Origin of the sequence: Photobacterium halotolerans DSM 18316, from assembly GCF_000425165.1 — a bacterium.
GTDB lineage: Bacteria > Pseudomonadota > Gammaproteobacteria > Enterobacterales > Vibrionaceae > Photobacterium > Photobacterium halotolerans.
This window is the reverse complement of sequence record NZ_KE384319.1, coordinates 462,745-475,731: the sequence shown is the minus strand read 5'-3', so window position 1 is coordinate 475,731 and position 12,987 is coordinate 462,745. Positions and strand designations below refer to the sequence as shown.

11 protein-coding genes are annotated in these 12,987 nt (G+C 49.8%); 5 read left to right on the top strand and 6 right to left on the bottom strand.

The features are described from left to right. Positions 1–80 precede the first annotated feature (80 nt). From H511_RS23220 to H511_RS0111500, 4 genes are read right to left on the bottom strand one after another with little or no spacing between them, the layout of a single operon-like run. On the bottom strand, positions 81–692 hold the full coding sequence (locus tag H511_RS23220; protein ID WP_051288094.1) for an SCO family protein: 612 nt from the start codon (positions 690–692) through the stop codon (positions 81–83). After that, complete coding sequence (locus H511_RS0111510; protein WP_027252430.1) at positions 685–1,086, bottom strand: hypothetical protein; 402 nt, start codon at positions 1,084–1,086, stop codon at positions 685–687. The genes H511_RS23220 and H511_RS0111510 overlap by 8 nt, the downstream gene beginning before the upstream one ends. Next, the gene (locus H511_RS0111505) at positions 1,076–1,648 is read right to left on the bottom strand and encodes a hypothetical protein (protein WP_027252429.1); all 573 of its coding nucleotides are present in this window, start codon (positions 1,646–1,648) and stop codon (positions 1,076–1,078) included. The genes H511_RS0111510 and H511_RS0111505 overlap by 11 nt, the downstream gene beginning before the upstream one ends. Further along, positions 1,645–2,844: an MFS transporter gene (locus tag H511_RS0111500; protein WP_027252428.1), complete on the bottom strand. Its 1,200-nt coding sequence runs from the start codon at positions 2,842–2,844 to the stop codon at positions 1,645–1,647. The genes H511_RS0111505 and H511_RS0111500 overlap by 4 nt, the downstream gene beginning before the upstream one ends. 158 nt (positions 2,845–3,002) lie before the next feature. On the opposite strand from H511_RS0111500, the gene H511_RS0111495 reads away from it, so the two are divergent. From H511_RS0111495 to H511_RS23210, 3 genes are all read left to right on the top strand, one after another. After that, positions 3,003–3,962, top strand: a complete 960-nt coding sequence (locus H511_RS0111495) for a LysR family transcriptional regulator (RefSeq protein ID WP_027252427.1) — start codon at positions 3,003–3,005, stop codon at positions 3,960–3,962. A gap of 552 nt (positions 3,963–4,514) precedes the next feature. Next, positions 4,515–6,479: a starch-binding protein gene (locus tag H511_RS23215; RefSeq protein WP_027252426.1), complete on the top strand. Its 1,965-nt coding sequence runs from the start codon at positions 4,515–4,517 to the stop codon at positions 6,477–6,479. 319 nt (positions 6,480–6,798) lie between these two features. Then, complete coding sequence (locus H511_RS23210) at positions 6,799–7,758, top strand: DMT family transporter (protein ID WP_081669260.1); 960 nt, start codon at positions 6,799–6,801, stop codon at positions 7,756–7,758. A 90-nt stretch (positions 7,759–7,848) separates the two neighbouring features. Here H511_RS23210 and H511_RS0111480 read toward each other — a convergent pair whose 3' ends face one another. Beyond that, positions 7,849–8,289: a GlcG/HbpS family heme-binding protein gene (locus tag H511_RS0111480; protein ID WP_027252425.1), complete on the bottom strand. Its 441-nt coding sequence runs from the start codon at positions 8,287–8,289 to the stop codon at positions 7,849–7,851. 189 nt (positions 8,290–8,478) lie between these two features. Then, complete coding sequence (aceB, locus tag H511_RS0111475) at positions 8,479–9,999, bottom strand: malate synthase A (protein ID WP_237582740.1); 1,521 nt, start codon at positions 9,997–9,999, stop codon at positions 8,479–8,481. Positions 10,000–10,389: 390 nt separating this feature from the next. Here aceB and gcl point away from each other — a divergent pair, with 390 nt between their 5' ends. Next, entirely contained in the window at positions 10,390–12,165 is a 1,776-nt protein-coding gene (gcl, locus tag H511_RS0111470; RefSeq protein WP_027252423.1) for a glyoxylate carboligase, read from the top strand. A 29-nt stretch (positions 12,166–12,194) separates the two neighbouring features. After that, entirely contained in the window at positions 12,195–12,977 is a 783-nt protein-coding gene (gene hyi / locus H511_RS0111465; protein ID WP_027252422.1) for a hydroxypyruvate isomerase, read from the top strand. The last annotated feature ends 10 nt before the right edge of the window (positions 12,978–12,987 follow it).

The following is a 12,987-nucleotide window of genomic DNA, read 5'->3' as shown; positions in this document are numbered from 1 at the left end:
GACGGTGCTGGTCATTGTGACGTCGATATAGACACATTGACTAATGAAAGGTGAGTAAGCGTGGCTGGTATTACCCACATCTATTCAAGATTGGCTATCAAGTCACGAGCTAAGCCGGAAGTATCGAATTCAGGGCTGAACCGCCCTCGGAAGAGACCTGCCGGATCGATAATCGAAAATTTGATGGAATGTGCAACGCTGTAGTCTTCCTTATTTGCTGAGACTTCAAACCGAACACCAAGGCTGTTTGCAAAACGCGTTAACTGCACCTCGTTACCCGTTACACCAAGAATCGAAGTATCAAAGTACTGCAAATATTGGCTGAGTTCGGCAACTGAATCCCGCCCGGGATCAACAGACACAAAAACAAAAGTAACATCATGTTTGCCAGAGTTTTCTGTCAGGGCAGCAGAGAGCCGGGATAGCTGTGCCAGACTGGTTGGGCAGATGTCAGGGCAATGGAGAAAGCCAAATAATACGATGGTCCAATGCCCCATTAACGATTGGTTAGTAAACTCACCGGCCGCAGATTCAAGGCTAAAACTTGCCAGACTGCGCGGGTTGTCCAGCCATTCAATGGCTTGTTGTGTCTTGGGTTGTTGTGCGTTGAGTTCGAGGGCTACGATAGCCAGTGTTGCCCCTAAGGCGATACTCAGACTAAGTAAGAGAAAAACACGCTTTGTACTATTCATGCGCCTGTTTCTTATAACCGGTATAAATCAGCCACAGCGCCAGCAATGCGGGCAGGGTAACACCGCCGAAATCAATGATCAGAAATTCAGGCCCGCAAATGCCAGCAAGCACTTCCCACACATGGAAAATGGCATGGCCGGCTAACCAGGCCGTTGGCATCAACCAAAGTGTCAAGCTATGCCTGGTGTCAATCGCTCCCCAAATAAAAGCGGCACCGATCAGGCTGTAATTCATGCCAATATCGCGCAGAAAATGCTGATTGAACGGTCCCCGGTCCGGCACCCCCGGCACCATCCAATACCAGGGTTCAGGGGCGATCGTCATCAATACGCCGTTACTCAATGCTGCCAATCCGAGCAGCACAGCTATTCTGATGCTCCATTTACTCTGCATTCTCAACCTCCCCGGTTAATGCCGCGTCCCGCTCAGGTGTGATGGATGATGCGTTGATCCGAATTCGCTGACAGGTTTTCCCATAGCCCAAAGTGTATTTCAGAGCCGGGTAAACCCGATAAGTGCTGATGGCAAAACCAATCGTAATCAGCCCTTTAGGGCCCCACAAAGCCAGTATTTTCTCACGATAGTCATCCGCTTCAGGGTGATGAGCCAATACAGATTCAGTAAACTTCACCACCAGGGCAATATCGTCAGGCAGATTGTTGAAGTCTTTATTAATAATGGCTTGTACAATATCCGGGCTTATTTTGGCCTCCAGGGCCATATTTACCGCCAATTGTGTGCATGGGCCGCAATCGTCCCAGATAATGGCGCGTATTCTGGCGGCATACAGTGGCCCCGCGGGCAAATTCCCCGAATGAGAAGACATGGTCTGAAATCCCATAAACTTCAGGAAAGCCCCGAGGTCGGTTTTCAGAATATCCTGCTGATAACGAATGTCGTAATCGTAACGGTTTTTGAATGCCAGAAGCATTTTGCTGAACAGATAGCGAATCATATTGGATCCTTAGTGTTTGGCTGATAATGAGATGGCAGTACATCGGCTTTTGCTCTTTCCTGTGCCTGAACTGGCTTGAATAACAGAAAGAGACATGAGAGAAAGACCAGAGCGCAGGCATAGAGCATGATCGAAAAGTTACCGTTATCTAATAAGCCGGAAGCAAGCAGCGGGCCTGTCGCTAAACCGACAGAAGAAACAACAGCCGCCAGTGCTGAAAGACGTCCCGTGCTGTCCATGTCAGCTGTTACCGCTAGCAAATAGGACTGAACCGCGGGCCAGGAAAAAAACAGCAGCGTCATTGAAGTGGCATAAAGAAGCGGGGTGAGTGGCGAGACGCTGAGCAAGAGCGCAGAAATACTCGACAAAGCAACACCAGCGACAATCCAAGGCAAACGACCAAAACGATTGCCGCTTATCACTGGTAACATTGCCCCCAATAAGCCCAGTAATCCGGTTATTGCGATATACAGACTGACATTATCCGCGCTAATGCCCGCCCCGAGGCCGATGCGCCCGACATAAGTCCAGATGGCGCTGGCGGCAATCTGAAAGGCGGTGATAGCCAGCATCAATAACACCGCGTTTCCATTCAGTTCTGACAACAGCCCCGATTGTTTGGCTGGCGTACGCTCACTGGCAAGAGAAGGCAGAAACAGCATCATCATCAGGCTTAACAGGGCAAAGCCTGCCATGACATAAAACACCGCATAAGCGCTCAGCAGTGTTTCGAGTGCCGGCAGCAGGTAAATTACCAAAGAACCAAGGCTGAACTGTATCAGTAGCAAGGTACCAAAAGCACGATCTGCATTGCTTAACCTGGCCAGTACAGAAAAACCGATACCGACACAAAGCCCACCGAAAAAACCGGCTAAAAAGCGCCAGCCAAGCATGACACTGTAGGTTTCAATCCATAGAGTCCCTATGTCAGTAACAGCTAACACTACTAAAAACGTATATATGGCAGACTGCCAATAAATTCGGCGCACCAGGAAAATAGCCACAGTGCTGCCCAAAAGGCCACCGTAGCCATTGAGTGCAACAATCTGTCCGGCCTGTGCATCGCTAAAACCAATACTGCCTGCGAGAGCATTCACCACACCCGGCAGAAAATTAATATAGGAAAGTCCGGCCATAGTGATAAATGCCAGGAAAAAATAGACCAGTGGATGATTGGCGGATAGTTTTCTGAACATAATGCCTCATTGACGTAACAGGGTTTGTTGTTGGAGCCTGAATGTTAAGATTCAGCAAAGGGAAGAAAAATAGGCCAAAATTCCATTGAGTCGTGAATACTATTCATGAATCTTTATTGTTATAGTCAGCCAACGGATAAACTCATGATGCTCAGTAAATGGATAAACTCAGGTCATTAGAAATATTCTTAGCCACCTGTGATGGCGAGAGTTTTGTGGCAGCGGCACGAGCCTGTAGCACTGATCCATCCACGGTCAGTAAGGCAATCAGCCGGCTGGAAGCGCAGTTAGGACTGACGCTTTTTCAGCGCTCTACCCGACAATTGCGAATTACCGCCGCGGGTCAGCGCTATGCCGATACAGTGCGCAAGATGATTCAGGATCTCACCGTCTGCGAAGATGAGCTCAAGCATTTGAATGATTCGCCCAGCGGTACTCTGCGCATCAGTTCGGCCGTCTGTTACGGCCATCTCTATCTTCGTCCCTTGCTGCAGGCATTCTGTCAGCGTTACCCAGCCATCAAGCTAGATCTGGAAATTAATGATTTACACGCCGATATCATTGAAAACGATATTGATATCGCGCTGCGTACGGGTTACGTAAAGGACAGTCGGCTGGTGGCCCGGCGCCTGAGCCCAATGGACTTTCTCGTCTGTGCCTCACCACACTATTTAGCGGCCCAGGGTACACCCCAATGTGCCGATGACTTTCACCAGCACAGCTGGATTGGTTTTCGTATCAAAGAGACACAACAACTGCAGCCCATCTTTTTGCTGAATGAGCAGGGTGAATATGTTCCTTATGAATTAGAACGGACGCATATCACTGATGATGGCGAAGCAATGGCCTGTATGTGTGCCGATGGTCTGGGCTTTGCTCAATTACCTCACTTTCTTGCAAAACAGGGCTTGAACAACGGCACCTTAGTATCCCTGTATCCGTATTTCAGGCCGCCACAACCTGATAATGGTGTGTTTGCCATCTACCCTAAGCGCGAATATTTACCCACCAGAGTCAGAGTGTTTATTGAATTTATGACTGCATCTTTGGCGTCTATGGGGGAAAGCACGAATCACACCTGGGCTGAAAACTGGACGCCTCTTGTGAGTGGCCGTTAGTTTTGCGGGGTGTTCAATAAATTGGTTTAGTAAATATAAGAAAAATTAATTATCCGGCATGACATTTCGAGGGTAAATAAGCTATGTGATGTTTTGGCGTAATACGGGAAAATATAATTGGTAACTTATATGTCGTATTGGATGGCGATAGAATAATAAAATATTTTGGAATGGTACTCAGGAGGTACTCTGGTGAGAGTTTTCCGGTTGCTGGTATATAGTCAGGAAGTTGGGAGTCGTGAGTGTTTTTATTAATGTAAAATAAACCATGATTTAAATCACGCTTTGTACGGGTTGGAATTTGAAAATTCCATTTTAATTCATCTGTTTACATTGGGTGGTTTTATGTTTTATTGCTATCTACAAGACGAGAGATACATCTTGTGATCTAAATACTGCTGTTACGGAGTGTCTCTGCACCAAAATAGAGACTATTCACAATACCATTAATTTTTTAACGCGAAAGTAATCAGTTTTTCTACAGTATTTGAAGCTTTTTCGTGATGTGTGTGAAAACGAAACTGTACCTACTCCAAATACGAAGGAAAGACAATGATATTTAAAAAACCTATCCCTGCTGCGATTATTCTGAGTTGTAGTCTGCTCAGTGCGACACCTGCGATGGCGCAGGAAGTGCCGAAAACGGCTTTTGTTCATTTATTTGAGTGGCGCTGGAATGATATTGCGACAGAATGTGAAACCTTCCTCGGACCAAAAGGGTTTGCGGCTGTTCAGGTATCGCCACCACAGAAAAGTGTCAGCAATTCAGCCTGGTGGGCGCGTTATCAACCCATGAGCTACGTGTTTGAGGGGCGAAGTGGCAGCCGCGCCGAGTTTGCCGATATGGTGCAACGCTGTCAGGCGGCTGGTGTGGATATTTATGTTGATGCTGTGATTAACCATATGGCCGCGCAGGACAGATATTTTCCCGAAGTGCCTTATAGCGCAGACGATTTTCATACATGTACAGACGATATTAATTACAGCGATCGATGGTCAATTCAAAATTGTGACCTGGTGGGTTTGAACGATCTGAAGACTGAGTCTGAGTATGTACGCCAGAAAATTGCTGATTATATGAATGATGCAATAAGCATGGGGGTGGCCGGTTTCCGGATTGATGCAGCTAAACATATTCCGGCTGCTGACATTGCCGCCATTAAGAATAAGCTCAATGGTAATCCATACCTCTTTCAGGAAGTTATTGGTGCTGCCGGCGAACCGGTACAGACCAGCGAATACACTTATATTGGCGATGTCACTGAGTTTAATTTTGCACGCACTATCGGCCCTAAATTTAAACACGGTGGTATCAAAGATCTGAATGGGATTGGCTCCTGGAGTGGCTGGCTGCCCAGTGAAAGTGCTGTCACTTTTACCACAAACCATGATGAAGAACGTCATAATCCGCAGCAGGTGCTCAGCCATCAGGACTTCGGTAATCTGTATTTCCTCGGCAATGTGTTTACGCTGGCGTATCCCTACGGTTATCCCAAAATCATGTCGGGATATTACTTTGATAGCTTTGACGCAGGTCCGCCTTCCACCGGCGTTCATTCCGGCAATGCCTGTGGATTTGATGGCGGCGACTGGGTGTGTGAACACAAATGGCGTGGTATCGCAAACATGGTCGCTTTCCGAAACCATACTGCGTCCGAATTCCATGTCACCAACTGGTGGGACGATGGCAATAACCAGATTGCTTTTGGTCGGGGTGGCTTAGGCTTTGTGGCCATCAACCGCGACGATTCTAAAGTGATCAGCCAAAGCTTCATGACGGGCATGCCGCCAGGTGAGTACTGTAATATTATCGCGGGTAACTTTGATGCCCAGTCAGGCAGTTGTAGTGGTTCGACGATTCAGGTCGACAGTCTGGGGTATGCGCACTTTGATGTCGCTTCACATGATGCCGCAGCCATTCATGTCGGTGCGAAACTGGGACAGGGATGTACCTCTGATTGTGGTGAGACGGTTGTCACTAAGGTATGTTTCGATAACCCACAGAACTTCAGCCAGCCGACACTATATTACTGGAATGTGTCTGCGTCAGAACCTGTCGCCGATGCAACTTGGCCTGGAGCATTGATGGCGCAGGAAGGAGGCAGCTACTGTCATGATTTTGGCGTCAATCTGAGCGCACTCAATATTATCTTCAGTGATCAGGGAAACAACCAGACAGCTGATCTCAACGCTACCAATCCAAATCTCTGCTATCAGAACGGTGTTTGGCGTGATATTTCAGACTGCCTGTCTGTCGCATCTGGTGGCGGTGAAACCTGGTATTTCCGCGGCACATCGAATGGCTGGAGCTTAACTGAGATGCAGTTTGATCCGCAGACTGGCCTGTATACAAGCATGCAAAGCTTCAACGGCGAAGAATCACCCGCCCGCTTTAAAATTGACGACGGCAACTGGTCTGAGTCCTACCCGTCGGCCGATTATCAGGTTACTGATTTTGCCACTTACACAATAACGTTTGACGGTGATACTAAGGCAATTACGGTCACTCCACAGTAACTGAGCATTTTGTCTGACAGCCTATGCAACCGGTAAACCCGTGAATATCGGCTACGACAAAGAAGGGGATTGTGCACATACCTGGATACGTGCTCACCGGGTAGGGTAATTGTTCGTTTTTGCAAGAATGGCCATCACTGACACTGATGGCCATTTTTATGCCTGACGCTCAATCTCTCCGTTTCACCAGCATGAAGAAACATTCCCGCCAGCTCCCCATAGAAAGCATTGCCTGAATGGCGGTTTAGTGTTGATATGGTTGTCACCGTGTGTCCAACACGAGTGTAATTGTCTGTTGTGGCACTAAAAAGGAGCGTTTCTGTTGAATCCGAACTATAAAGCAAGCGCTATTCTGGTGCTGACGACTATGCTCGCGGCCATCGGGTGGATTTTCTCTAAGGAAACGCTGCAGGGCTTGCCGCCTTTTCTGTTTATTGGCATGCGATTTCTGCTCGCTTCACTGTGTCTGCTGCCGTTTTGTTATGCGGCGTTAAGGCGCACAACGCTCAAGACAATCAGTTTTGCTGCCTTGGTGGGCGTGCTGCTGGGGGGGGCCATGATGTGCTGGATTCATGCCATGTCCAATACGGAAGCCTTAGCGGAAGGGGCATTTATTGCCAGCCTGTCGATGCTGTTTGTGCCGGTTGTCGCCTGGGTGCTCTTCAGGCAGAAACCGCCGCGGTCATTTTGGATTTCTATGCCAGTCGCTGTGGCTGGCATGGCGCTGTTATCGCTGTCCGGCGGCTGGCAGCAATCTGACAGCCAGATCTGGTTTGCCGCCTGTGCCTTTATGCTGGCGATACACTTTAACGTGAACAGCCGGTTCGCCCAGCAGATACCGATACTGTTACTGGCCTGCATTCAGTTATTTGTCACCGGCTTGCTGTCGTTGATTATGTCATTGACCGTTGAGCAGATACCTGCGCAAGTGCCGGCGTCTGTCTGGGGCTGGTTCGCACTCAGTACCCTGCTGGCCACCAGTTTACGTTACGTGTTGCAAACGGTAGGGCAAAAACAGATCACGGCATCGAATGCGGCATTGATCATGTTGCTGGAGCCTGTGTGGACAGCAACGCTCAGCGTGCTGTGGTATGACGAAGTATTCACTTTGAATAAAGCGCTGGGATGTGCGCTGATTTTGTCGTCTCTGGTGTTGTACCGTGTGGGATCCCGGCCATTTCGGGCAGCACGGCGGGTAGCCCGCATTGAGCGCGGCCCTGATTCTTTTATCGACGCTTCAGCTGAAACACAGGCATGCACTAAGAAGAGTGACGAGTAACAGCAGCCATCAGTAACGGGTACGACCCGTCCTGAACAGTAAAAGGGCCATCAATGATGGCCCTTTGCATAGTGAACGGGGTATCGATGATTACTCCACGACTTCCACTTCGTCCGCTACCAGGTTTGCCGCTTTGATACCGGCGATGGCACACAGCTCATCGAGTTCGGATAAATCACCGCTGATGCCAACCGCGCCCAGCAGGCAGTTGTTGCTGCCGCGGATCAGGACGCCACCCGGTACCGGCAGCAGGTTGCCTTCGGCCAGTACATTGACTGCCGACATGAACGCCGGACGCTGCTGGGCATCAATGGCGAGTTTACGGGAAGAGCAGCCCAGTGCCAGGGCTCCCCAGGCTTTGGCGATGGCAATTTCAGGGCGGAGCATACTGGAGCCGTCCTGACGTTGCAGAGAAATAAGTTTACCGCCGCTGTCGAGAACAGCCACAGTGAGAGGTGCAGCACCTTTGGTCAGGGCAGTGCTGAATGCGCCCTTGGTAATTACCAGTGCATCGTCCAGTGTTAAGCTCATAGTGATCCCTCCGATCAAGAATTAATTGACTAACTTTTTGAGCGGCAGCCGTTTACCGACTGCCGGGTATGTTGTTTATGTGCCACCAATCCATGCTCGGTGAGCGGCTTTACTCCGAAAATGTCATTCATACATGATGACCGGGAGTAAACGTCTCTACCGCTCTGGGAAATCCCCCTGAGCAGACAATCAGCCTACCAACAGCGGGTAGCTTGGTAATGTCAGGAATGGTGCAAATTCGTCTGATGTCGACAGTTCATCAAACAGTTTGGCCGCATCGTCAAAACGACGATTCTGGCTGTTGTCCGTCTGTTCAAGCTTGAGGCTGTCTACTTCCTGTTGCAGCCAGTGGCGGAACAGCTCTGCGGTAAATAACTGACCATCGTCCAGCGTCACACCGTGATGTATCCACTGCCAGATATTGGCGCGCGAGATTTCAGCGGTTGCCGCATCTTCCATCAGACCATGGATTGGCACGCAGCCAAGCCCGCGGATCCAGGCTTCGATATACAGCAAAGCGATACGCACATTCTTGCGAACACCGGCTTCATTACGGTGACCTTCACAAGGTGCCAGCAGATCGGCGGCTGTGATGTCGTTGGCGGCCGATGGCAGATAATCAAGCTGGTTTGGCTTACCGCCGAGGCGCTGGTTAAACACTGTCATTGCGGTATCAACCAGACCAGGGTGGGCTACCCAGGTACCGTCGTGACCATTGCTGGACTCGCGCTCTTTGTCTTCGATGACTTTTTCCAGAACCTGCTTCATTTCTTCAGGATCTTTACTTGGAATAAAGGCAGACATACCGCCCATTGCCAGCGCGCCACGCTGGTGGCAGGTAGCAATCAGCAGCTGGCTGTATGCCGTCAGGAACGGCTGCGCCATGGTCACATCGTGACGGTCAGGCAGAATGCGGTCTTTATGCTGCTTGAGAGTTTTGATGTAACTGAAGATGTAATCCCAGCGGCCGCAGTTCATGGCAACGATGTAATCGCGCATGGCGTACAGGATTTCATCCATTTCAAAAACGGCGGGCAGGGTTTCGATCAGCACGGTCGCTTTGATGGTGCCTGTCTGAGTACCGAAGTAGTTCTCGGTGAAACGGAACACATCGGCCCACCACTGGCCTTCTTCCATCGACTCCAGCTTTGGCAGGTAATAGTACACACCTAAGCCTTTGTCAGCCCGGGTCTGGTAGTTATGGAAGAAATACAGACCGAAATCCATCAGGCAGCCAGGGATAGATTTACCCTGATACTGAATGTGCTGCTCAGGCAGATGCAGGCCACGAGGACGTGCAATCAGCAGAGCCGGATTATCATTCAGGACATATTCTTTCTGACGGTTGTCGTCGAAATAGCGCATCTCGCCCAGGTTGGCATCACGCAGATTGATCTGGCCTTGTACCATGTTGTCCCAGCTCGGCGCAGTGGCATCCTCGAAACAACACATAAAGACTTTAGCGCCTGAGTTCAGCGCATTGATTACCATCTTGCGATCAACCGGACCCGTAATTTCCACCCGGCGATCCTGAAGCGGAGCAGGGATATCAGCAATTCGCCAGCTTTTATCATTTCTGATGTCTGCTGTGTCGGCTCTGAAGCCAGGCAGTTTGCCATTGTCGAATTCACGCTGACGTGTTTCACGGCGGGCAAGCAGATCGTCCAGACGGCCTGAAAACTGACTGACAAGTGCAGTCAGAAACGCCATGGCATCGTCGTTCAGGATAGCCTGATAGTCGGGTGACAGTGAACCAACGGCGAGCTGTAGGGAATCGGCTTGTGCCTCTTGATGTGGTTGGGTATCCAATTGCGTCTCCTTAGAACAAACGGTCTATCGTTTTGTATACATTTTATAATTTTCCTATTATCTATAACCTATATGGGCGTATCAGGTAAAGTGGTTTTTATCACTATGTAAATCTGATGTTGTTTTTATGTATCGCCATTTTTGACGGTAAATAACTGTTATTTAAGTAGATAGTGAGCTTCTGGCACATTAAGTTTGTTTTAAATCGTAACAGCCCCCTTGCTAAGATCAATTATGTATGTCTAGAATACAATCATACACAACATTGTATACAATTATGCAGGAGGCAGTATGGCGAAGATGAAGGCAATTGAAGCCGCCGTTGAAGTTTTGAAAAAAGAAGGCGTTATTCAGGCATTTGGTGTACCAGGTGCAGCGATTAACCCAATGTATGCTGCACTGAAAAAACTGGGTGGCATTGATCATATTCTGGCTCGACATGTGGAAGGTGCTTCTCACATGGCTGAAGGTTACACGCGTACCAATACCGGCAATATCGGTGTTTGTATCGGTACTTCAGGTCCGGCGGGTACAGATATGATCACAGGATTGTATTCAGCAGCAGCTGACTCCATTCCAATTCTGTGTATCACCGGCCAGGCCCCGCGTGCTCGTCTGCACAAGGAAGATTTCCAGGCGGTTGATATCGAGAGTATCGCTAAACCCGTTGCTAAGTGGGCAACCACAGTACTGGAGCCAGCTCAGGTGCCACGCGCATTCCAGCAGGCTTTCCATCTGATGCGCTCAGGCCGTCCGGGTCCGGTATTGATTGACCTGCCTATTGATGTTCAGCTGGCTGAGATCGAATTCGATATCGACAGCTATGAACCTCTGGAAGCGTACAAGCCAACAGCCAGCCGTGCTCAGATTGAAAAAGCATTAACCATGCTGAACCAATCCGAGAAACCACTGATTGTTGCCGGTGGCGGTGTGATTAATGCCGGCGCGTCTGACTTGCTGCAGCAGTTCGCTGAAATCACCGGCGTACCAGTGATTCCAACGCTGATGGGCTGGGGTTCAATTCCGGACAACCACGAATTGATGGTAGGTATGGTGGGTCTGCAGACAGCACACCGTTACGGTAATGCCAACATGCTGGCTTCCGACTTCGTGTTCGGTGTGGGTAACCGCTGGGCAAACCGCCACACAGGTTCTGTCGATGTGTACACCAAAGGCCGTAAGTTTGTTCACATTGATATCGAACCGACTCAGATTGGCCGCGTATTCTGCCCGGATTTGGGTATCGTATCGGATGCAAAAGCCGCACTGGAACTGATTGTTGAGGTTGCCCGCGACATGAAAGCCGCTGGTAAGCTGGCCGACCGCAGCGCCTGGGTTTCTGAATGTCAGCAGCGTAAAGCCACGATGCTGCGTAAGACGCACTACACTGAAACGCCAGTGAAACCAATGCGTGTTTACGAAGAAATGAACAAAGTGTTTGGCGAAGAGACCTGCTACGTGAGCACCATTGGTCTGTCTCAGATTGCCGCTGCTCAGTTCCTGCATGTGTACAAGCCAAACCACTGGATTAACTGTGGTCAGGCCGGTCCTCTGGGCTGGACAATTCCGGCCGCGCTGGGTGTGCGTGCAGCCGATCCGCAACGTCCGGTTGTGGCACTGTCTGGTGACTATGACTTCCAGTTCATGATTGAAGAGCTGGCTGCGGGTGCGCAGTTTAACCTGCCGTATATCCACGTACTGGTGAATAACTCTTACCTGGGTCTGATCCGTCAGGCACAGCGTCAGTTTGACATTGATTACTGTGTACAGCTGGCGTTCGAGAACCAGAATGCGCCGGAGCTGAACGGTTATGGTGTTGACCACGTTGCTGTGGTTGAAGGTCTGGGCTGTAAAGCCATTCGCGTAACGGATCCTGAGAAGATCGCCGATGCCTTACGTGAAGCGCAGGTTCTGATGAACAAGCACAAAGTACCCGTTGTGGTTGAAGTGATTCTGGAGCGCGTAACGAACATCGCGATGGGTGTCGAAATTGACGGCATCAACGAGTTTGAAGCACTGACAGAAGATCAGGCAGATGCGCCAACGGCCATCACCTTCAATCAGTAAGATTCCACGAATAGCAAAAGGAATGTGACATGCCGAAATTAGCAGCAAACTTATCCATGCTCTTTACGGAAGTACCTTTCATGGATCGTTTTGAGGCCGCCGCACAGGCGGGCTTTCGCGGGGTGGAATACTTATTCCCGTATGCTTTTGAAAGCGATGCTATCAAAGCCAAGCTGGATGAGAATGGTCTGACTCAGGTACTGTTCAATCTGCCTGCTGGCGACTGGGATGCTGGCGACCGCGGTATCGCGGTCGACCCTAAGCGTGTTGAAGAGTTTCGTGCCGGTGTACCGGAAGCCATCCGCTATGCCAAAGCGCTGAACTGTACGCAAGTGAACTGTCTGGCAGGGATTGTACCTGCCGGCGTCACCCCGGGTCAGGCGGAAGCCACATTTGTTGATAACTTGCGCTTTGCCGCGGCAGAGCTGAAAAAAGCGGGTATTAACCTGATCATCGAAGCGATCAACACCCGTGATATTCCAGGGTTCTTCCTCAATGCCACTCAGCAAGGTCTGGATATTATTGAGAAAGTCGGCAGTGACAATCTGGAGCTGCAATACGACATCTACCACATGCAAATCATGGAAGGTGATCTGGCAACGACCCTGAGTCGTGAACTGGGCCAAATCCGCCACGTGCAGCTGGCTGACAATCCAGGCCGTCACGAACCGGGCACCGGTGAGATCAATTACCACTTCATGTTCAGGCATCTGGATGAAATTGGCTATGAAGGCTGGGTCGGCTGTGAGTACAAACCGCAGACCACCACCGCAGAAGGCCTTGGCTGGCTGAAAGAATTTAATCAAATCTAAGGAGAGGATA